21 protein-coding genes are annotated in these 20,810 nt (G+C 50.3%); 11 read left to right on the top strand and 10 right to left on the bottom strand.

Features of this window, described 5'->3' with window-relative positions; all coding sequences use genetic code 11:
• Nucleotides 1-220 precede the first annotated feature (220 nt).
• Nucleotides 221-1,096 carry a carboxylating nicotinate-nucleotide diphosphorylase gene (gene nadC, locus CFERDRAFT_RS06015; protein WP_006366297.1) on the top strand — a complete coding sequence of 292 codons (876 nt, stop codon included), beginning with the start codon at nucleotides 221-223 and terminating at the stop codon, nucleotides 1,094-1,096.
• 12 nt (nucleotides 1,097-1,108) lie between these two features.
• Complete coding sequence (locus CFERDRAFT_RS06010) at nucleotides 1,109-1,471, top strand: holo-[acyl-carrier-protein] synthase (RefSeq protein WP_040433304.1); 363 nt, start codon at nucleotides 1,109-1,111, stop codon at nucleotides 1,469-1,471.
• A gap of 108 nt (nucleotides 1,472-1,579) precedes the next feature.
• Here CFERDRAFT_RS06010 and tig read toward each other — a convergent pair whose 3' ends face one another.
• Nucleotides 1,580-2,863 (bottom strand): trigger factor, encoded by a 1,284-nt coding sequence (gene tig, locus CFERDRAFT_RS06005; RefSeq protein ID WP_006366295.1) that lies wholly within the window; start codon nucleotides 2,861-2,863, stop codon nucleotides 1,580-1,582.
• A gap of 96 nt (nucleotides 2,864-2,959) precedes the next feature.
• Entirely contained in the window at nucleotides 2,960-4,225 is a 1,266-nt protein-coding gene (locus CFERDRAFT_RS06000; RefSeq protein ID WP_006366294.1) for a M16 family metallopeptidase, read from the bottom strand.
• A gap of 237 nt (nucleotides 4,226-4,462) precedes the next feature.
• Here CFERDRAFT_RS06000 and CFERDRAFT_RS05995 point away from each other — a divergent pair, with 237 nt between their 5' ends.
• Genes CFERDRAFT_RS05995 through CFERDRAFT_RS05980 form a run of 4 tightly spaced genes read left to right on the top strand, consistent with a single transcriptional unit; the run spans nucleotide 4,463 to nucleotide 8,636 of the window.
• Nucleotides 4,463-5,452, top strand: coding sequence for an NAD-dependent epimerase/dehydratase family protein (locus tag CFERDRAFT_RS05995; protein WP_006366293.1), 990 nt, complete (start codon nucleotides 4,463-4,465; stop codon nucleotides 5,450-5,452).
• 37 nt (nucleotides 5,453-5,489) lie between these two features.
• Nucleotides 5,490-6,551, top strand: coding sequence for a recombinase RecA (gene recA / locus CFERDRAFT_RS05990; RefSeq protein WP_006366292.1), 1,062 nt, complete (start codon nucleotides 5,490-5,492; stop codon nucleotides 6,549-6,551).
• Complete coding sequence (gene dusB, locus CFERDRAFT_RS05985; RefSeq protein WP_006366291.1) at nucleotides 6,548-7,591, top strand: tRNA dihydrouridine synthase DusB; 1,044 nt, start codon at nucleotides 6,548-6,550, stop codon at nucleotides 7,589-7,591. The genes recA and dusB overlap by 4 nt, the downstream gene beginning before the upstream one ends.
• A 22-nt stretch (nucleotides 7,592-7,613) precedes the next feature.
• Nucleotides 7,614-8,636, top strand: coding sequence for an aspartate-semialdehyde dehydrogenase (locus CFERDRAFT_RS05980; protein ID WP_006366290.1), 1,023 nt, complete (start codon nucleotides 7,614-7,616; stop codon nucleotides 8,634-8,636).
• Nucleotide 8,637: 1 nt separating this feature from the next.
• Here CFERDRAFT_RS05980 and CFERDRAFT_RS05975 read toward each other — a convergent pair whose 3' ends face one another.
• The 3 genes from CFERDRAFT_RS05975 to alr are packed head-to-tail and all read right to left on the bottom strand — an operon-like array spanning nucleotide 8,638 to nucleotide 11,204.
• Nucleotides 8,638-9,507, bottom strand: coding sequence for a hypothetical protein (locus CFERDRAFT_RS05975; protein WP_006366289.1), 870 nt, complete (start codon nucleotides 9,505-9,507; stop codon nucleotides 8,638-8,640).
• Complete coding sequence (locus CFERDRAFT_RS05970) at nucleotides 9,507-10,022, bottom strand: ComEA family DNA-binding protein (RefSeq protein WP_006366288.1); 516 nt, start codon at nucleotides 10,020-10,022, stop codon at nucleotides 9,507-9,509. Before CFERDRAFT_RS05970 ends, CFERDRAFT_RS05975 begins: the two co-directional genes overlap by 1 nt.
• A 30-nt stretch (nucleotides 10,023-10,052) precedes the next feature.
• Nucleotides 10,053-11,204 (bottom strand): alanine racemase, encoded by a 1,152-nt coding sequence (gene alr, locus CFERDRAFT_RS05965; protein ID WP_006366287.1) that lies wholly within the window; start codon nucleotides 11,202-11,204, stop codon nucleotides 10,053-10,055.
• A 244-nt stretch (nucleotides 11,205-11,448) separates the two neighbouring features.
• Here alr and CFERDRAFT_RS05960 point away from each other — a divergent pair, with 244 nt between their 5' ends.
• From CFERDRAFT_RS05960 to aroA, 4 genes are all read left to right on the top strand, one after another.
• Nucleotides 11,449-12,822: a pyridoxal-phosphate dependent enzyme gene (locus CFERDRAFT_RS05960; RefSeq protein ID WP_040433298.1), complete on the top strand. Its 1,374-nt coding sequence runs from the start codon at nucleotides 11,449-11,451 to the stop codon at nucleotides 12,820-12,822.
• 214 nt (nucleotides 12,823-13,036) lie between these two features.
• Nucleotides 13,037-13,597: a hypothetical protein gene (locus tag CFERDRAFT_RS05955; RefSeq protein ID WP_006366285.1), complete on the top strand. Its 561-nt coding sequence runs from the start codon at nucleotides 13,037-13,039 to the stop codon at nucleotides 13,595-13,597.
• A gap of 24 nt (nucleotides 13,598-13,621) precedes the next feature.
• Entirely contained in the window at nucleotides 13,622-13,819 is a 198-nt protein-coding gene (rpsU, locus tag CFERDRAFT_RS05950) for a 30S ribosomal protein S21 (protein ID WP_006366284.1), read from the top strand.
• A gap of 80 nt (nucleotides 13,820-13,899) precedes the next feature.
• Nucleotides 13,900-15,201, top strand: coding sequence for a 3-phosphoshikimate 1-carboxyvinyltransferase (gene aroA, locus CFERDRAFT_RS05945; RefSeq protein WP_006366283.1), 1,302 nt, complete (start codon nucleotides 13,900-13,902; stop codon nucleotides 15,199-15,201).
• Between the two features lie 99 nt (nucleotides 15,202-15,300).
• Here the strand turns inward: aroA and CFERDRAFT_RS05940 are convergent, their stop codons facing one another.
• Together CFERDRAFT_RS05940 and CFERDRAFT_RS05935 are read right to left on the bottom strand one after the other, a co-directional pair.
• Nucleotides 15,301-16,095 carry an alpha/beta fold hydrolase gene (locus CFERDRAFT_RS05940; protein WP_006366282.1) on the bottom strand — a complete coding sequence of 265 codons (795 nt, stop codon included), beginning with the start codon at nucleotides 16,093-16,095 and terminating at the stop codon, nucleotides 15,301-15,303.
• A 3-nt stretch (nucleotides 16,096-16,098) separates the two neighbouring features.
• Nucleotides 16,099-16,422, bottom strand: a complete 324-nt coding sequence (locus tag CFERDRAFT_RS05935; protein ID WP_040433286.1) for a YtxH domain-containing protein — start codon at nucleotides 16,420-16,422, stop codon at nucleotides 16,099-16,101.
• Between the two features lie 282 nt (nucleotides 16,423-16,704).
• Here CFERDRAFT_RS05935 and CFERDRAFT_RS05930 point away from each other — a divergent pair, with 282 nt between their 5' ends.
• Complete coding sequence (locus CFERDRAFT_RS05930) at nucleotides 16,705-16,896, top strand: hypothetical protein (RefSeq protein ID WP_040433297.1); 192 nt, start codon at nucleotides 16,705-16,707, stop codon at nucleotides 16,894-16,896.
• Between the two features lie 70 nt (nucleotides 16,897-16,966).
• On the opposite strand, the gene CFERDRAFT_RS05925 is transcribed toward CFERDRAFT_RS05930, so the two are convergent.
• The 3 genes from CFERDRAFT_RS05925 to CFERDRAFT_RS05915 all read right to left on the bottom strand — a co-directional run bounded on the left by CFERDRAFT_RS05925 (nucleotide 16,967) and on the right by CFERDRAFT_RS05915 (nucleotide 20,591).
• The gene (locus CFERDRAFT_RS05925; RefSeq protein ID WP_006366280.1) at nucleotides 16,967-18,412 is read right to left on the bottom strand and encodes an HD domain-containing protein; all 1,446 of its coding nucleotides are present in this window, start codon (nucleotides 18,410-18,412) and stop codon (nucleotides 16,967-16,969) included.
• A 216-nt stretch (nucleotides 18,413-18,628) separates the two neighbouring features.
• Nucleotides 18,629-18,901, bottom strand: coding sequence for an RNA recognition motif domain-containing protein (locus tag CFERDRAFT_RS05920; RefSeq protein ID WP_006366279.1), 273 nt, complete (start codon nucleotides 18,899-18,901; stop codon nucleotides 18,629-18,631).
• A 187-nt stretch (nucleotides 18,902-19,088) separates the two neighbouring features.
• Nucleotides 19,089-20,591, bottom strand: a complete 1,503-nt coding sequence (locus CFERDRAFT_RS05915) for a B12-binding domain-containing radical SAM protein (protein ID WP_006366278.1) — start codon at nucleotides 20,589-20,591, stop codon at nucleotides 19,089-19,091.
• Nucleotides 20,592-20,810: the final 219 nt, after the last annotated feature.

The following is a 20,810-nucleotide window of genomic DNA, read 5'->3' as shown; positions in this document are numbered from 1 at the left end:
AATAATGTTAATGACAAAACCCGTAAATCAAAACCTGAAAAAGTAAATTCTCCGCTCTTCCTCTCCGGAGTGTAAAGGGCGGGAAAACACCGGACGGAGATGACCGGATTGCAGGTGAGAGGGTCGTGGGCTCTCTGGTAAAAAAGTGTTACCTTTAAATCGCCCGGAGAGTCAGCCGGGGAGAGAACAATTATTTAATAATGTATCAGGTGCGGCAATTATGATGAAGGCGCGGAACGATTTTTATGAGGGATGCCGCTCAAGGGCCATTATGCTGGCCCTTGAGGAAGATCGCTATACCGGTGATATTACAACGCTTGCCACAATTGAGCCCGGCCAGGAGGGTAGTGCGCAGATAAAAGCTAAAGAGGATGGTATTATAGGTGGTGTTGACGTTGCCAGGCAGGTTTTTAACGCCTGTGATCCCGAACTGTCGGTTGTGCTGCATCGAAATGATGGTGAAGAGGTTCACCGTGGTGATCTGATATTTGAAATCAATGGGAAGGTTGCTCCATTGATGGTCGGTGAACGGACCGCACTTAATTTTATGCAGCGCATGTCGGGTATTGCGACCAGAACGAGAGCCTATGTTGACCGGATCAGCCATACGGCAGCCAGGATTCTCGACACACGAAAAACGGTGCCGGGTTTGCGCTATTTTGACAAGGAGGCGGTAAGAATAGGCGGAGGAGTTAACCACCGTTTCGGCCTGTTTGACATGATTCTTATCAAGGATAACCATATTGATGCTTCAGGCGGGATTGCCCAGGCAATTCGCCGGGCCCAGAAATACCGTGAAAAACAGAACCTTGAGGTAAAGATTGAAACCGAAGTGCGCAGTATGGATGAGTTGAGCCGGGCGCTGGTCTGTATGCCGGATATTATCCTGCTTGATAACTTTACTGCGGATCTTATGAAAGAGGCGGTTGATTATGTCAGGAGCGCATGCAGTACGGTTCAGCTTGAAGCATCGGGCAATATCGGCATGCTCAATGTTCTCGAGGTTGCCGAAACAGGTGTTGATTATATCTCTATCGGTGAACTGACCCACAGCGTCAGGGCTCTTGACCTTTCAATGACGATCAATCTGGCCTGAATGGAAGGGAAAATGGAGATTGGAGTGGACATAGTCGATCTGGAGCGGATCGAAAAGGTATACAGCCGGTATGGCATGAAGTTTCTCCGAAAGTTTCTTTCCGGGGAGGAGATCAATCTTTGCCTCCATAAACCGCAGGTTATTGCAAGTCTTGCCGGAAGATTTGCGGCTAAAGAGGCTGTTGTCAAAGCACTTGGTACAGGATTTTCAGGCAAAGTGCACTGGAAGAGCTTTGAAATTCTCAATGACCGTCGTGGCCGTCCTTTTGTGAGGCTTGTTGATTCCGATTGTTTTCCTGCAGGGTGTTCAATCAAAATCTCAATTGCCCATGATCGTCATGCTGCGGTAGCTACGGCGCTGCTTGAGCGCGCATAAGGGTTGTTCGGCGCCAGAGGTGAAGAAAACCGTGAACGGAGAGCAGAAACAAAAAAAGGCAGGAGTCCCTCCCGGAACTCCTGCCTTTTTTATGGTAATTGGTGCTGATCAGGCGTGGTGAACCGGAACTGGAGTTACTTCCTCGGTAATCGTTATTTTCGACTTGATGATCTCATAGATCTTCTCTTTGAGAATGGTGTCGGTGATGTAATCCCTGAACTCTGCCGAGAGGTAGGTGCCCAGCAGATCTTCAGCATTCATCGATGCATTTTTGCCTGCCTCTTTTTCTGCATAGGCCTTTATGTCATCGTCCGTCACGGTAAGCTTGTCAAGTTCGGCGATTTTCTGGCTGATAAGAAGCCATTGGGCATGTTTCTCCGCATTCGGCTTCATGGCCAGACGGAACTGGGCATCATCAAAGGATTTCGGGAAGTTTCCGCCCATCTGTCGTTTGGCGTTTTCAACCAGCATATTTGAAAACGATTCGACCATAGATTTGGGTGCAGGTACCGGATTCTCCTCAATCAGCTTTGCAGAGATTGATTCAAGCAGCTCCTCTTCGGATTTTGCTTCAAAGTGCTGCGTGAGCTGAATGCGGACATCGCCGGTAAAGTCGGTAACTGACTCAAACCGTCCACCGGTGATCTCTTTGACCAGTTCATCGGTCAGTTCAGGAAGTTCGAGGCGCTTGATTTCACTGATGGTTACCCGGAACCTGGTTGGCTCTATATCGGCATCCTTCTGATCGGCAGTAACCTCAACGACATCACCTGCCTTTTTCCCTGTCAGCTCTTTGCGGAAGGGGTTATCCTCGGGTAGATACTCAAGGTTGAAGTGATGGTTGTCGGTTTTCTGTTCTTCGTCGGGTTCGCCTGCTGCGTTGATATGGATGACATCACCGATTACGGTGTCAGTCGCTGCTGCGGGTTCATCCACGGTGATCATGGTGCCGTGACCCTTGAGAATGAGATTTATTTCACGCTGTACATCCTCATCGGTAATCGAGTAGCTTTTCCGGGTGAAGGGGTAGGCGCTGTAATCCTTGAGCTCAAATTCAGGATGGATATCATAGGAGAGCCGGATGGTCAGAAGATCAGGCGTAAAGGTGAAATCAATCAGCTGGGCGCGGCTTGCCGGCTTGATGTTTTCGGCTTCGACAATCTCACCGAAATGTTTTGATGCCAGTTTTTCAGCTATGTTTGCCTCAATCGACGGACCTGCGAGTTTTTTGATCAGGCTTGCAGGAGCATGTCCTTTTCTGAATCCCTTGATCTGGATGGTTCTTTTAGCTTCTTCCAGTTCCTGGTTATAATCGGCACCGAACTCTTCTGCGGAAAGGATTATTTCCACTTCCTGTTCGGTTTCGCTGACGTTCTTGATATTCTTTTGCAAGGCTCTCTGTGGTTAATTGGAATTGTGCAAAATGTAAAGTTCAGAAGATACGAATTATTCCTCTTTAATAAAAGAGAACCGCCGGTAGAGACCTGCTTACCGTTTCGGTTTATAGACCAGTGTCGACAGGGGCGGAGCGAGCAGTATTGCCGAGGCGGCATTTGCAATATCGTCAGCAGTTACCGCTTTGATCGATGCGGTTTTTTCTTCCGGACCAATAAATCGGCCAAAATAGGCGATGTCTGATGATGTTTGCGACATTCTTCGTGTCATCTTTTCCTGCCCCATGATATGAGCGCCAAGCAGTTTTGTTTTTGCCGCATCGACCTCTTCCGGGTCAGGATGCTTCAGCGCATCGCTTTGGAGCAGCTCCCTGATGAGCTCAATGGTGAGTTTTGTTTTGTTGCTCTCAGTTCCGGCATAGATGTTCAGAGCGGTCAGATCATCAAAAAAAGTCAGGGATGAATAGACATTATAGGCCAGCCCCCGTTTTTCACGAAGCTCCAGGTTGAGCAGGGAGCTCATGCCGTTACCAAGCATGGAGTTGAGCACCATAAGGCTGTAAAAGATCGGGTCGTGTCGCGCAACAGCGGTTCCAAGCACAATCTGTGCCTGAAAGAGTTGTTTTTTCAGAGTCAGCTCAAACGGTGTATAGTGCTCTGCGAGGAAAGGCTGGCGATGGTATTGCTCGCCTTTTGCCTCTCCAAGCTTGCCGAGAAAGCGTTCGGAGAGTCTCACGATATCGTCATGCGGAACGTTGCCGGTTGCGGTGAGCATCATATTTCGGGGGACATAGTGCTGGCGCATGAACTGCTTCAGGTCACTATCCGAAAATTCACTGACGCTTTTTTCGCTGCCGAGAATTGGTCTGCCGAGCGGATGCAGGGGAAAGGAGCGCAGATCAAACTCTTCGAAAATCAGCTCTTCCGGTGTATCGTTGACACTGCTTATCTCCTCGATGACCACCTCTTTTTCCTTCTCTATCTCTTCGGGGGGGAAGGTAGGGTCACAGACCAGATCGGCAAGCAGTTCAAAGGAGGGCTCAAGGTGTTCGCAAAGGCAGCGCAGGTAGATGCAGGTCTGTTCCTTTGTTGTATAAGCATCAAGGTAACCGCCATGCTTTTCAATATTTCGAGCGATATCAAGATAGCTTCGCTTTTTTGTTCCCTTGAACAGTGCATGTTCAATGAAGTGGGCCAGACCCGGAGCACTCTCCGGGTCATCGCGCGAGCCTGCATTGATCTGTATGCCGAGTGTAATGCTTTCAACGTGTGAAACTGAATCAGTAACAACCTGTAATCCGTTCGTCAGAAGCTCCTGCTGAACCGGTGCTGTCTGAAACAGCCTGTTTTCATTTGTCATTACCGAAATTTTTTCTGATGCTTATGAGCGGAATTGAATGCAATGTAGTTTTAATTCTTATTTTTATAAACAGTGAAGCTTTGCTGTCAAACTTACCCTGCCGGTCTGGGCGCATTTCTCAGGCAGTGAATATCGAGCAGATCGGACATTTTGCCCCGCTATCAGTAAAGAGGGTTGTTCCCGGAGTTTCACCGGGGGTAGGTAAGGGAGCAGAAAGAGGGAAATATTCAGCATTTCATGCCCAACTCATCAATTGTCATAACCGGGGCTACCGGCTATATCGGCTCCCAGATTCTTCTTGCGCTTCTCTCCCGGTTCTCCGGGCAGCTCAGCATCAGGGTAATAGCCCGCCAAAGCTCGGACTGCTCCTTTCTTGAATCACTTCCGGTTGACGTTGTCCGGGCGGATATTCTTGATCCTCTCGCGCTCAATGAAGCGTTCAGGGGTGCTGACACCGTTTTTCACTGCGCCGGACTGATCTCCTACACCGGTAATTTCCGTAACGCGCTTTATGAAAACAATGTCGTAGGAACCAGAAACGTAGTTAATGCATGCATTTTGAACAATGTGCGAAGGCTTGTACTGACCAGCTCCATCGCTGCTGTCGGTTCCACAGAGGACGGTTCGCCTGCCAGCGAGTTGACAACGTTTCAGGAGTGGCAGCGCAGGAATGGATACATGGAGGCAAAGCATCTGGCAGAGCTTGAGGGACTTCGCGGTGTGGCCGAAGGGCTTGATGTCGTGCTGGTCAATCCCGGAGTTGTTATCGGTGTTGATCAGAACAATTCGGCTTCTCTCAGCTCCTCAAACGAAGTACTTCGTCTGATATACCAGGGCCGGTTGCCGCTCTGTCCTTCAGGAGGTACCGGTTTTGTTGACGTTCGCGATGTGGCTGACGCGCATATTGCTGCATGGCAGAAAGGACGGACAGGTGAGCGATATCTGGTTGTCGGTCATAACCTGCTCTTCCGGGAGCTTTTCGATCGCATCGGCAGCCTTGCCGGTAGCAGTATGGGCCCGGTTTTCATGGTCCCCGACACCTTCGGGTTTCTGGCCGGTCTCGGAGGGGAGATCTGGTCGATTGTTACCAATTCGCCCTCATTTATCAGTCTGGAAAGCATACGTATTTCATCACGACCGCTCTCATACAGCAACAGCCGTTCAGTGCAGGAGTTGAACCTGCGTTACCGGGAACTTTCGGAAACGCTTATGACTATTGTAACCTGAAGGAGCCGCACTTCTCCAATTTTCTAACACTTGTACCATGGATACCCAAAAAATAGAACAGAGTGTGCCGCCGGTTGTCGATCCGGCAAAACTCAAACAACTCAATCTTGCTGTTGATGCTCTTGAAAAACAGTTCGGGAAGGGTGCTATCATGCGTCTCGGTGACAGTTCGGCGGTTATGCAGGTACTCTCCATTTCAACCGGATCGATGACCCTTGATTTTGCTCTCGGTGTCGGAGGCCTTCCCCGCGGCAGGGTTACAGAAATATATGGTCCTGAATCTTCAGGAAAAACCACCCTTGCCCTTCATGTGATTGCCGAGGCCCAGAAAGAGGGTGGCATTGCCGCACTTGTTGATGCTGAACATGCGTTTGATCCGAGCTATGCCCGCAGGCTCGGTGTTGATATCAACTCCATGCTCATCAGTCAGCCGGAGTCCGGTGAACAGGCCCTCTCCATTGTGGAGACACTCGTCAGAAGCGGTGCGGTTGATGTTGTCGTCGTTGATTCCGTTGCAGCGCTTGTTCCCCAGGCTGAACTTGAAGGGGAGATGGGTGACAGTGTTGTAGGTCTTCAGGCCCGGCTTATGAGCCAGGCCCTGCGCAAGTTGACCGGTGCCATTTCGAAATCAAGCTGTGTCTGTATCTTCATCAACCAGCTTCGGGATAAAATCGGTGTCATGTACGGCAGTCCTGAGACAACAACCGGCGGCAAGGCGCTGAAATTCTATTCCTCCATTCGTCTCGATATCCGCCGCATTGCCCAGCTCAAGGATGGCGATGAGATTATCGGCAACCGGACCAAGGTCAAGGTGGTTAAAAACAAGGTAGCTCCTCCCTTCAGGACTGCAGAGTTTGATATTCTTTACGGAGAGGGTATTTCGGTCATCGGTGAACTGATCGATCTGGCTGTTGAGTTCGGAGTTGTCAAAAAATCCGGATCATGGTTCAGTTACGGTCCGGACAAGCTCGGCCAGGGACGTGAAACCGTCAAGAAAGCGCTTCGTGAGGATCCGGTGCTGTTCAAAAAAATTCATGCACAGGTAAAAGAGTTGATGAAGGTGCCTGCGGAGATCGTCAAAGATAAAGAGCAGGCATGAAGATCGGACCGATAGCTATTGACCGTCCTGTTATTCTTGCGCCGATGGAAGATGTTACCGACAGGGCATTCAGACAGCTCTGCAAGCAGCATGGGGCGGATATTGTCTATACGGAGTTTATCAGTGCAGAGGCTTTGCGCAGGGGCGCGGAAAAGACCGTAAGGAAACTCAGGGCCGATACTGTTGAACGGCCGCTTGCCGTGCAGATTTTCGGCAGTACCGTCGAGTCGATGATTGAGGCTGCCGTTATTGCTGAAGAGTTCAGGCCGGACTATCTCGACATCAATTTCGGATGTCCGACCAAAAAGGTTGCCGGCAAGGGAGCCGGTGCGGCCCTGCTCAGGGAGCCGGAAAAGATGACCCTCATTGCCGAGGCGGTGGTGAAGGCGGTAAGCATTCCGGTAACAGCCAAAACAAGGATCGGGTGGGACCGGGAGTCAATCAACATCATTGATGTGCTGCACCGTCTTGAAGGTGCCGGCATTCAGGCGCTCGCCGTTCATGGACGCACACGGAGTGAGATGTACAAAGGCAGAGCGGACTGGAACTGGATACGTGAAGTCAAAGAGCAAGCCAGCATACCAATCATCGCCAATGGTGATATCTGGTCGGCTGAAGATGCTGTTCGTATGTTTGCCGAAACCGGAGCCGACGGGGTGATGATCGGCCGCGGTTCCATTGGCAATCCCTTTATCTTTGCTGCTGCAAAACAGCTGCTGCATACCGGAATCCCGCTTCCTCCACCGGACTTTCGCCAGAGGATCGATGCGGCTGTGGAGCACCTGAAACTATCCGTTGAGTTCAAGGGTGATAAGTACGGCGTGCTTGAGATGCGCCGGCACTACTCAACCTACCTCAAAGGGTTGCCGATGGTTTCACAGGTGCGCAACAAACTGGTTCGTGAGGATAACTGGGAGCTGGTTATTGATATGCTCTGCTCCTACAGCGAGGAGTGTGAAGGGTATGCAAGGGAGGGAAAGATTCGTGACCATGCGGAGTACCTCAACGATCATTCAAAAAAATTGATTTTAAATTATTAAACTAACAATATTACAACAAGATATGAGTAGTTCGGATTCCCGCTGCAGGGTCGCGGTACTGGGTGCAACCGGCCTTGTCGGCCGCACCATGATTCAGGTTCTCGAAGAGCGGAATTTTCCTGCCACAGAGATTATTCCCCTTGCCTCATCGCGGAGTGCCGGTCAGGTTGTCAAGTTTCAGGGCAAGGAGTTCATTACACAGCTGCCTTCAAGAGAGGTGTTCCGGGGTGTTGATATTGCACTTTTCTCTGCCGGTGCAACCGCCAGCAAGGAGTGGGCTAAAGTAGCTGCCGAAGAGGGCGCTATTGTCATTGACAACTCTTCGGCGTTTCGTATGGACCCCGAGGTTCCTCTCGTTGTGCCCGAGGTTAACCCTGAAGCCATTTTCAAAGCGGATGGTACTCCTGAACTCATTATAGCCAACCCCAACTGTTCAACCATCCAGATGGTTGTGGTGCTCAAGCCGCTTCATGACCGGTTCGGCCTGAAACGCGTTGTGGTCTCCACCTATCAGTCGGTTACCGGAAAAGGAAAGGCAGGGCGCGACGCCCTTGAGAGCGAGCTGGCCGGAGAGAAGCAGGAGAAGTTTACCCATTTTCACCAGATAGCCTTCAATGCCGTGCCGCAGATCGATGTTTTTACCGATAACGGCTATACCAAGGAGGAGATGAAGATGGTTAACGAGACCCGCAAGATCATGGGTGACGACACCATAAGCGTCTCTCCGACTACCGTACGCATTCCGGTTTATGGCGGTCATGGTGAGTCGCTCAATATCGAGCTTGATCGTGACTTTGAGATCGATGAGGTGCGTGAGCTTCTTCGTACTGCACCCGGTATTATTTTGCAGGACGATCCTTCGGCGAGCCTCTACCCGATGCCGCTCACCTCATACGAGCGTGACGAGGTCTTTGTCGGCCGGCTCCGCCGCGACTACTGGCACCCCCGGACCCTCAACATGTGGATTGTGGCCGACAACCTCCGCAAGGGCGCGGCCACCAATGCTGTGCAGATTGCTGAAGTGGTTATCGCCAAAAAAGGGTAGGTCATCTCTTGCCATCCAGAGCCATCAGTGCCGTGCTGATGGCTTTAACGGCAGAAGCGGAAGAGAAGCGGCATTTATCAGGATTACTGATGGAGATTGACGATGGAATGCCGAGCGGCTTCATGCTAACTGAGCTCTCTTTGCGGATCAGCTTTGTCATGGCCCTGTCGGCCAGTTTCCCTGTAACCTGAACCTCGGTTTCGCGGCAGACCGGGTTATCGACCAGCTCCTTCATCGAGAAGTATCTTGATTCCTCACGGTTTTTCACCTTCCGGTACGAAAATCTTTCCATTTGTCCACTCTTCGCGATGGCAAAGAGTATATGGTTCTCTTCAAGCTCAAGGATCACCTGTGTTTTGCCGGTAAGCTTTGAGAGGTAGAGAAGTGGGGGCTGCGTCGAACCGCTGAAGTTGATCGGGTGATTTGGCGCAAAATACCCGGTTACCTTGCGGCAGGGTTCTGCAGGGTAAAAGAGCAGCAGCTGTTTTGCAAGCGCTGCGTTGGTAATGTTCCCGTCAGCATAACCCGTAATGTCACAGAGATACTCTTCGGGGCGGGTTAAAAAGTACGCCGCCTCAATCCGGCAATACGCTCTTGCAGCTTCAGGGGTTGCTTCCAGCGGAAAGCTGGCGGGAAGAGGGAGATAGGCTTGAGGCTCAACAGAGAGCGCGAGATCTTCACCCGGCCACCTGGCCGCCTCTTCCGAGAGCTTTATCCAGAGCCGCTCGCTTTTCGGTGAAGCAAGCGTGTTACTGCCAAACGAAAAGGTTTTACACCCGCTGAGGCAGTATCCGTCACTGCCGGAGGTTTTCACTCTTACTATGGAGCACTCTTCCGGATCAATAGTACATGCTATCTGACTCTTGCTCATTATTCGAGGGTAAAATGTTTTTTCAGAACTTCCAGTTTTTTTTTGCCTATCCCTTTGACATCGAGAAAATCCTGAAACTGCGTTACTTTTCCCCCTTTTGAAGCTCTGAAGGCAATCAGGCGTCCGGCCATGACCGGACCTATTCCGGAGATTTTCTGCAACTCTGCTTTGCCGGCTTTATTGAAGGCGATCGTGCCGCTGAAGGTTTTTTTCCCTGCAGAGCGGTGCGCGGCAGGCTTTTCAGAAGACTCGTCACGCTCGGCATCCGTAACCTCCTGAAGTACATCCTCCCTGACGGTTGTCTGATCGATTGCTGCAAGCCGGATAAGGCTGTCAACTTCAGCTTCACGCAGTCGGGCCGTTTCAGCTTTTTTTACAAGCTGATCGGTCTCCTCCATTGACCGGAAATTTTTCAGGATTCCACCCAGCACGAGAAAGCCGAGAAGCATTGAGATCAGCGAAATCTCTGCTTTCGTCAGGCTGAGCTTTCGAGCAAGATTTTCCAGATGCTTCATGACAGGCGTTTGACTATTATTAATCCGTTTTTATATGAAAATACGCTTTACCCTCGACGAAACCGAACAGAGCGTCTCATAGCTTATGGTGCCGGCAATCTCTGAAAGCGCTTCAGCCGAAGGACCATCCCACCCGAACAGGGTTGCCCTGTCTCCTTTTTTGACATCATGTTCAGTGCCGAGATCAACCATAATCTGATCCATGGTGACCGTTCCGACCTGGGGATAGGGTTTGCCGTTGATCATTACCGTTGCCTTGCCGGAGAGTACTCTTGCATAACCGTCAGCATACCCTGCTGCTATGGTGGCGATAGAGCGGAGGGTCGGCGCACTCCATGTCCGGTTGTAGCTGAGAGTGGTTCCTGCCTCTACGGTTTTAATGAAAATGACTTTTGCCTCAACCTGCATGACCGGTTTCACTTCAAGTCGCAGGGGGGTGTGCTTCGCCGGGTGGTAACCATAGAGCAGAATTCCCGGGCGTACCATGTCGAGCCAGGATCCGGGTGCGGTAAGGATAGCTCCGCTGTTGGCTGCGTGTTTGCAGACAGTCCGCGATACAGCATGTTCGTATTCAGAGGTGAGCCTTTTGAACTCCGCAAGTTGCTGTGCGGTAAATCCTCCGGGTGAAGAGCTGTCGGCAAAGTGCGTATAGATTCCCTTGAGCTGCAGGTGCTCTGCATTTTCCATACAACGGAGCAACTCCATGGCCATTGAGGGGTGAGTGCCGAGCCGTCCCATCCCCGTATCGACCTTGAGCTGAACAGAGAGGGTTTTGTTGTGTGCCGCCGCGATCTCCTCCGCAGCTTGCAGGGTTTCGCTGTCACAGAGCGTCATGTCGATATCGTGTTGCAGGAAACACTCGATATGAGAGGTGAGCGGTGATGAAAAAGCGAGAATGGAGGCCGGATTTTTCAGCGCACCTCCTGTTTTAAGTTCAATGGCTTCATGGATATTAGCCACACCGAAATCCGTTATGCCAATTGTTTCAAGAGCTGCCGAGACCTTGTGGACGTTATGACCGTAAGCATTTGCCTTTACGATGCCCATGATACGGGGAGTTTCGCCGACCTGTTTTCGGATCAGGCGGGTATTCCACAAAAGGTGATCGATACAAACAAGGGCCTCCGTCATGTTTTCCGGCGGAGTGATTCCTGCACCGGAGCCCGGCTCTTTTTCAGTCATATCGGGTGAAGAATTTGAAGTTATAAGGTCGCAGCCTTAACACACCGCATAAATCCTGACGAATCGGGAAATTGCGCAACAAATATACGGGTGTCCTTCTGTTAAAGAACATATTTTACACCTGATTATCAAACCATCGATTGCTCATATTCAGCCGGTATCGTGAATTGTACAATTAATGTATATTTTCCCTTGAACAGGTGATCAGACGAACTTGCCACGTTAAACCATTTCAGCCATTATGATGCCGAACAACGATATATTCGGGCTTGCAGCAGAGACGCCGCTTATTCTGATCAAGCAAATGGCGCGCCATATCAGACCGAAAGTTATGGCTAAACTCGAATATATGAACCCGGCCTGTTCCCACTACTACAGGGTGGCATCAGCGATTGTAAGTGATGCTGAAAAGCGCGACCTGATTCATCCTGGAATGACCCTTGTTGACTGGACTTACGGCAACAGCGGCATTGCCCTTGCCATGGCCGGTGTCAGTCGTGGTTACAAGCTTCTGCTTGCCGCGCCTGATAAAATTTCGCGGGAGAAGCGCGATATGCTCAAGGCTATCGGTGCTGAACTGGTTATTACTCCTTCAGATGCCCTTCCGGGTGCTCCCCGCAGTTGCAAGAATGTGGCCGAGAGTCTGGTTAACAATATGTCCAATGCATTTTTTGCGGGGATGTATGAGAACCCTGTCAGTCTCAAGGTTCACTTTGAAGCTACCGGCAGCGAGATTTTCCGCCAAACGGATGGCAGGGTAACCCATGTTTTTGTGCCCATGATTTCCGGTGCAATGGTTTTCGGCCTTGGCCGTTACCTTAAAGCGAAGAATCCGGCAATTAAAGTGATCGGTGTGGAGCCGCAGGGCTCAATCTATGCTGCTCTTTTCAGAAATGGAAACCCTGGAGCACCTCAGTTTTCGGAGCTTGAGGAGATCGGTTCCCAGCACCCGTCAGCCTATTGGGATCCAACGGTAATCGATGATGTCATACAGGTAAGCGATTACGCTGCGTTCAACTGCGGCAGGGAGCTCCTGCGGATGGAGGCCGTTTTTGCCGGGGGAGCATCGGGAGCGGTTATGTCGGCTGCGCTGCAGAGCGGAGCAGGCTACACGGAGAGTGACTGCGTTGTTGTCATGATGAATGATTTCGGTGGTTACTATCTCAGCAAGATGTACCGGGACGAGTGGATGCGCAAGCGTGGATTTTACCGCAAGCAGAAATCAGCACTTGACCAGATTACCGCCGAGGATATTTTGCAGCTCAAAGCCCGCAGGGATCTTATTTTCGCCTATCCCGAAAATACCCTGGCCGAAGTGTTCGAGATGATGAAACAGAATGATGTGTCGCAGTTGCCGATTGTCTCCTACAACGCGCCGATTGGCAGTATCAGTGAAAACAAGATTCTTTCCATACTGATTGAAAACGATGAGGCGATGAATTCCAAGGTAGTCGGGTTCATGGAACAGCCGTTTCCGGTCTGCCCGCCGGATGCTGCAATCTCCGAATTATCCGAAAAATTGCAGCAAAGCGCTTCCGGGGTATTGATCAGCCTCTCCGATGGAAGGCTTCAACTGCTTACGAAATCTGATCTTATTGATGCATTGACCCACAAGTGAGTAGCCTCTAAATTATCCGGTTGTTTTTTTGGGTGGATTTTCTTAACTAAGCACTCTTGAAACATTCCTCTTTTTTTTTAAGTGCAGTAGACTATATTGCGCTTGCAGCAGGAAAAAATATCGGGAATCCACTTCAGTGGACCGTTACATTCAATTGGATAACAGAGTGAAGATCCCGACGGCTGATGAGCGGGTGAAAAACCAGCAATATACTATGAAGGTAGAGTCCAGAAAAAGGCAGTTCATTTTGGAAGGTAAGATCAAGGCTTGCTTCTGTGAAGGATGCGGCCAGACTACCGACAAGGTGTTTGTGGGTGAGTGGATGCCGAGCAACAAGCCGAAGGACGAAGAGTTTTTATCGACTGCACCAGTTAAAAAAGGGAAGGAGAGCAAGAATGGTGCGGCAGCACTCTCTCCGGCTGCTGAAAATCAGTACTGGATTCGCTGTGCAGCCTGCAATCAGGTCCATCTGCTCAAGGAGTGGCAGATACAGATTGACCGGGATATCAGTCCTGATGAACTGAATCCGGAAGAGTGCCAGGTATACTCACCGCACGGTATTTATGCCAAGGGTGATGCACTCTATCATCAGGCGCTTGGTGAGGTCGGCGTTGTCAGGGAGAAGCAGTCGACCGGAAGCGGTGCTTATGTTATTATTGTCGAGTTTTGTAAGAGTGGCAGAAAACAGCTTCTCGAAAATGTGCGCGTTACTCCTGCAAAGGAGAAGAGCGCCGAGAGCATTACGGATATTATTAAACTAAAACTAAGACGTTGATCTTTTAAAAGGGGGTGAATTTCATTGGTTAGTGTGCAGATAAATGATAACGAATCCATCGATAAAATGCTGAAGCGCTTCAAAAAGAAGTACGAACGTGCAGGTATTTTAAAGGAGTTTCGAAAAAACGCATACTTCGTTAAACCTTCGATTGATGGTCGCTTGAAACGTTCCAGAAGCAGGCGCAGAGCGCAGAGGGCAAACGAAGAACGCAATTCATGATCATCGTGATCAGAGTAGTTATGCAAAGCAGCTCCTTTACGGGAGTTGCTTTTTTTTTGTGAATACCAATCCACTGACTCATGAGAGTTTTCAAAGGGGAAGTTACCGCGTTACCGCCAGACAAGTCCATCTCTCACCGTGCAGCCCTTATCGGTGCCCTTTCAGAAGGGACAACGGAGATCACAAATTTTTCAGGAGGTTTTGACAACCAGTCAACCCTCAGCGTGCTTCAACGAGCAGGCATAGCACTTAGCCAGGAAGAGATCGTTCAGCTCAATGGCCGTACGCAGCGCAGGGTGGTTATCAAGTCAAGGGGATTATGGAGTTTTCAGCCCCCGGCGGAACCCTTGATGTGCAATAACTCCGGCAGTACCATGCGCATGTTTGCAGGTATTTTAGCCGCACAGCCATTTCGGAGTGAGTTGATCGGCGACAGTTCTCTGATGAAGCGTCCGATGAAACGGGTCGCTGACCCTTTGCGTTTGATGGGTGCCGATATTGAACTCTCTTCGTCCGGCACCGCCCCGATTCTTATCAACGGCACCAAAGCGCTGAAGCCGATAGCGTACCGTCTGCCGGTTCCTTCGGCGCAGGTGAAGTCACTGGTGGCTTTTGCCGCACTTCATGCTGACGGCGAATCAAGAATTATTGAGCAGGTTCGTTCCCGTGACCATACCGAAGTGATGCTCGGTCTTGAGAGTTTTGATCAGAATGGTGAACGGGTTATTGTGGTACCTGGCCGAAAACAAATTGAGGCCAGGCCCTTCTATATTCCGGCAGACCCTTCCGCCGCCTGTTTTATTGTTGCGCTTGGCCTGCTTGCCCGGGGATCGGAAATCATGATCAGGGATGTCTGTCTCAACCCGACAAGGGCGGCTTTTCTCGATATTCTGATGGCCGCAGGGGCGGGTTTACACATTGAAAACCTGAGAGTGATCGGAGGAGAGAGCATCGGTGATATTCTTGTCAGCTCTGCTTCCCGGATAGAACCGCTCTGTATCAGTGATCCGCAGCTTATCGCCATAGCCATTGATGAAATTCCCATGCTTGCCGTGTTATCGGCTTTTGCAACCGGGTGTTTCGAGCTCCACAACGCCGCAGAGCTCAGGACCAAGGAGAGCGACCGGATTGCTGCTCTTGTGGTTAATCTTGAGCGTCTCGGATTTGTTTGTGAGCAGTATCCCGACGGTTTTGTCGTTACCGGTCGTAAGCAAGCGCCTTCAGGGACGGTGGTGCTCGACAGTTTCGATGATCACCGCATAGCCATGAGCTTTGCCATTGCCGGTCGTGCGACAGGCGGCTCTTTCGACATTACCGATATTGACGTGGTAGGGGTCTCGTTTCCGAACTTTTTTGAACTGCTGGATTCCCTTGAAGCCTGAAGAGAATAGCAGGGGCGCTCCAGCATGATCGCCCCTGCTATTCTCTTCGTCGTTGTTGTCCTTGAAGTCCTTGTGGTCCTTGTAATATTCAGAAGGGATTTACAGTGATGCCATGAGATTTTCAATATGCTCAAGCAGTGCGTGCGTGAACTCTTCGGGCTGTTCAAGGTTTGAGAGGTGTCCGGCATCCGGAAGCACCAGGAGACGGGAGCCCGTAATTCGGTCGTGTATTGCAGCGGCAGTTGCTTTGGGGGTGACCCTGTCATCAGCACCGACAACCACCAGCACCGGGCAGCGGATTGCCGCAAGCATCGGAGTTGCGTCATTGCGCGTCATGATTGCCCGCATTGCGGCATTGATCACCGGCACCGACTGCTTTTCAATCATGGTACGCGTATCGATGACCAGTTGCGGTTTTGCCGTATAGGTAGATGGGGAAAAAAAGTTTGGTATCATCCGTTCTGCGGCTTCATGTGCTCCTTTCTGTTCTACAGCCCGGATAAACTCTTCGCGTCCTGCTCTTGCCTCAGGGGCATCGTTTTCAGCTTTCGTGTCGCAGAGTACCAGAGAGGTGATTTTATCGGGGTAGAGCCTGTAGAATTCAAAAGCCTGATAGCCTCCCATTGAAAGTCCGGCAACGGTGACCCGTTCAATACCAAGCGAATCCAGAAGTGCGGCAAGTTCATGGGCGTAATCGGTAAAGTTCCACCCCTCCTTCTCCTCCGAACCCTCAATACCATAAGCGTTGGGCGCAACTACGGTAAAGCCGGTTTCGCCGAGCGCGTCAATCTGTGGCTGCCACATGGCCGCAGAGAGCGGAAACGCGTGCAGAAGAAGCAATGCATGGCGGCTTCTGCTGCCTTCAGCAGTGTTTGCACTGCGCCAGGTCAGCATCACTCAGTTTTCCTGGGTTTTTGGATACCCCTTGATTTCGCGGATAATGCTGTTTGCCTCATTGAGGATGATTTTTGCTTCGTCCCTGGCTGTGTCAATGATCTCCTGTGAGCGTTTTTTTGCATCGTTATTGTAGGCAGCGTCATGCTCACTGCTTTCGTACAACTCGGAAGCCTTGTCAATAGCATGCTTAACCTTGCCGGAAATAATCTGCTGCGTTTCAGTTCCCTTGTGCGGAGCGAAGAGCAGTCCCATAATTGTTCCGGCTGCAGCTCCAAGCACGGCGCCGAAGAAAAGGCCTTTATAAAACTTGTCCTGCTGTTCCATAGTGCGGTTGGGTTTTGTTGTATCGTTACCATAAAGATAAAGTACAGCGTGGTGTTTTCCTCTCATTATTTATTCATCTGCCCCCAGCCTCTTCCGGGCACCACTTTGAATTGTCGGGATTTTCAGACTTTCGGGAGAACAAATAAATAGTGGCGGTGCATTTTTAAGCAAGGTTTAAGGGGCTCTTCATACTCTCTTAAGATTCGCGGGTGTACCTTATTCACTGTAGATCGAAAAGATCGGCACCATACATGCAAACAGATAATACTTATATACGTTACGATGCATACTAACACCAGATTTTCGGCAAGCCCTTTTGCAATCGGGGCATTTATCCTTTCGGCAATTACAGCTCTGCTTTTTGTCCTGACGGTTGTCACCGGCATGTTCCAGTCTGCGCAGTTGTGGCTCAGTGCTCTGCTCGTCATTGCCGTTGTGTTGCATACCGTAATCAACTGGAAGCAGTTTACCTGATCCGCTGTTACGTTGACCGGTTTTCCTGCTGGGCAGCCGCTACGAGAAAAGCCGTTAGTGTGGATTTTTTTTAGTGAGGAAGGCTGCCTGAACGAAACAGGTCAAGATCGTTGGCCATCAGACACATAATCTCTTCACGGAATGCCGCAATATGATCCCTCAGGTCAGGGCGGCAGAGGAGCCTGAATTTTTTTGTATACCGTTCAAAAGAGAGAATAAAGTCCGATTGGAACACTGATTCATTCAGGTCGTCAAATCGAACATACTCCGAATCAAGTTGCAGGGAGTAGTGGATGTGTTCCGATCGGGTCGGCAGTACTCTCAGCTCTTTCAGGTCAGCATAGTCGAAAATATCCTTTTTCGATGGGGGATCGATCAGCACCTCGTGGCCATGCAGGCCGAGATGGAGGCGTTTGTTTAAAAAATTGCAGATCTCCAGCTCCTTCTCCCGACGCACTTTGTTGTCGCTGTTATAGATAAACCAGCGCTCATCCTCCTGTGAAGAGTTTTTAATGTAAGGTTGAACGGTGATTGCTCTCTTGTATACCCTTCGCATGAGAATATCATCCAGCAACGCGCTGATCGGGTGCGTTTTATCGGGCATCAACTGTTTCAGTTCATGCAGCACCCGGTCGTCAGCATTGCCATAGAAGAGCTCTCGCAGGGTGCTGGCTGAGAGCATCCCTTCCCCGGCAATGTCCTGCAAAAGCCTGCGCAGCATTGCCGACAGCGCTCTGCTTGTATGGTGCCAGTAAACGTTGCGCATCATCATGTATTTTGCGAAAAGCAGGCTTTCAAGCGGCGCAATTCCTTTTTCGGTTATGGCAAACCGCTCACGCTGCGGGTCAGGCACAAACGACTCGATCAAACGCTCAATATCGATGCTTCCGTAAGGAATGTTGCAGTGGTGTGCATCGCGCATCAGGTAGTCCATCTTATCCGGATCAAGCGTTCCGCTGATCAGTTTCCCGAATCGGGTGCCGCTTCCACCCTTGATAAGCGTTATTACCTCCTCGGGATTGACCTGCCACTCCTCCTGCAGGATTTCAGCTATTGCCGGAATTCCCGGATGTTTCTCGTAAATGAAATGGCTGCAGAGATCCTCGTGGTGCGAAAATACCGGTTCACCATCGCAAACAGGAATCTGCTCTTCTATGATATGGGCATGCGGGAAGTGGCCGATATCATGCAGCAGACTTGCCGAGAGCAGTACCCTGCAGTTGTGATCATCGAATATGAACTCGCCATCCTGAAGCGTGAGCGCAAGCTTGCTTGTCAGCATCCGCTGCAGAATGAGTTTCATGAGATGATAGACCCCTATGGAGTGCTCAAACCGGGTATGCGTGGCTCCGGGATAGACCTGCTGGGAAAAGGAGAGCTGCCGGATACCCTTGAGGCGCAGGAACGAAGGGTGGGAGAGGATTTTTTTCAGCGGCCCGCTCAGCGGAATATGGCCCCAGATCGGAATGCGGATAAAGCCGCCGTCGGACTCGAAAAGCAGGTGTTCGGCTGTCATGAGGTTTTTTCTGTTGGAGGCGTAAAGAGTTATCAGTAAAGATACGCAACAAAGCGTGGCGGGCAAACTGACACATGAAAGAGATGAGATGCGCTTCCCGGTGTTTCCGGATTGATGAGGCGGGAATAAAGAAGGGCGTATTGAACTTTTAGAGAGGGCAAAAAAAAAGCTGCTGTTTTGCAACAGCAGCTTTTTTACTATCCGTAGTGGTAAGGCTTAATACCTTGAGCGGGATGCTGGACGCTCTTCACGGGGCTTTGCCTCGTTAACCTTGATGGTTCTGCCGTTCAGGTCACTGTCGTTGAGGTCAGCGATTGCAGAAGCAGCTTCTGCATCATTTGCCATCTCAACAAAACCAAAACCCTTTGAACGGCCGGTGAATTTGTCGTTGATGACACTTGCGCTTGAAACTTCGCCGAATTCGCCGAAAGTCTCACGAAGATCAGCTTCAGTTACGCTGTAATCAAGATTGCCAATGTAAATATTCATAATTTCATATAGTAGTTCGTGCCTTGATCAAAAAGAGACACTGTCAAATAACCAAAAGCACAAATCACTTGAAAGTTTTCAGACCAACCGTTGGTCTTGCTTCCAAGAGTACGCTTTATTTCTTCAAGAAGCAAGGGAAATTAAAATATTATATAGATGCACTCTATACAATGCCGTGCATGAACGCTTATCCTGGGGTTCTTCGAACCTCTTTCAGATGCAGCTGACACACCTTTCGAAAATGGTGGCCGTAAATGGCCAGCGTTACGGCCAGCGGCAGGGAGTTCTGGCGATTGAAAAAAGTCCAGATCAGCATCTTCCAGTACTGGAACCGTTCCCGTCCGACAACACCGAGCAGGACGGTTGAGCGGGCAAAGGCCAGCATGTCGTCAAAGCGGACCCTTCTTTTTAAGCGAGGTGCCCGGTATTCACTCAGCAGTGTCCGGATACGCCGGTAGTAATATTTTGGAGCATAGAGCTGGTTCATCATGTCGGTATACCCTTTTCGAAGCAGTTCAAGGTCCATTACCGGCACAAAGTTGGTATTGCTGTCGGCATTATCGCCGCTTGAGTTATGCAGCAGTCGTCCCTCCTTCTGCATGCGGTCGTAGAGTCTGGTGCCGGGGAGAGCCTGGAGGATGCCGACCATAGCCGTAACGATGCCGCTCTTCTGGATGAATTCGATCTGTTTCTGGAAAATAGAGGGGGTGTCACTGTCAAAACCGACAATAAAGCCACCCTGTACCTCCATGCCGGACTGCTGAATCTTTCTGATGTTGGAGAGCATGTCCCTTGAAGTGTTGTGCTGCTTGCCGCAGGCATGCAGTGCGGCATCATCGGGGGTTTCAATGCCGATAAAGACCATTCCGAATCCTGCCTCAACCATGAGCGACATCAGCTCCTGATCATCAGCCAGGTTGATCGAACACTCTGTGTAAAACCGGATGGTTCTGCTGTAGCCTTTCTGCCACGCTATCAAGCGTGGAAGCAGCTCTTTTTTCAGATATGTTTTGTGCGCAATGAAGTTGTCATCGACAAAAAAGATGCTGTCCTGCCATCCAAGCCGGCGAAGAGCGTCAAGTTCCGTAATGATCTGGTCGCTGGTTTTTGTGCGGATTTTATGACCGAGAAGAGCGGTGACATTGCAGAAGTCGCATTTGTAGGGGCACCCCCTGGAAAATTGCAAAGCCATCGATGCATATTTATTCATGTCGAGCAGCTTCCACTGGGGTGTCGGGGTCCGGCTGATGTCCGCAAAGAGATCGGTGGAATAGAGTTTTTTCGGACTACCGTTCAGAAGGTCATCAAGAAAGGGTTGAAGGGTCAACTCGGCTTCGTTCAGCACAAAATGGTCAACCGACGGAAAATCTTCATGTTCGGAAGTAAAGAGAGGGCCTCCGGCAACTATGGTCAATCCGGCGGTATTGCAGAGTTCGATGACCTTTCGGGCTGATTCCTGCTGGACAGCCATTGCGCTGATAAATGCCATGTCTGCCCAGGCAATATCATCAGCCCGGAGAAGAGCGGTATTGAGGTCAACCAGTTTTTTCTCCCAGCTTTCAGGCAGCATTGCGGCTACCGTCAGGAGGCCGAGGGGAGGAAGCGATGCTTTTTTATTGACAAATTTCAGGGCATGTTTGAAACTCCAGAAAGTATCAGGGAATTCGGGATAGATCAGAAGAATATTCATCGTGCACTTGCCTCCGGTTAATCGGTTTGGATGTTTTCGATCAAATCAGGGAGAGGAGCTATGGTTACGACTGCTATGCACTTATAAGAACACCGGCTTTATCTATTAAAGTTTCCTGAGGCGCGGAGAAATTGCTTTCGGCCTGCTTTCAATTTGCTTCGGAAGACGTTATCAGTCACAAAGTGCATACAGCTCGACCCGTGCCGATCAGCAAGAGTG

Source organism: Chlorobium ferrooxidans DSM 13031, from assembly GCF_000168715.1.
In the GTDB taxonomy this organism is placed as follows: domain Bacteria; phylum Bacteroidota; class Chlorobiia; order Chlorobiales; family Chlorobiaceae; genus Chlorobium; species Chlorobium ferrooxidans.
This window is presented reverse-complemented; position numbering and strand designations above follow the sequence as displayed.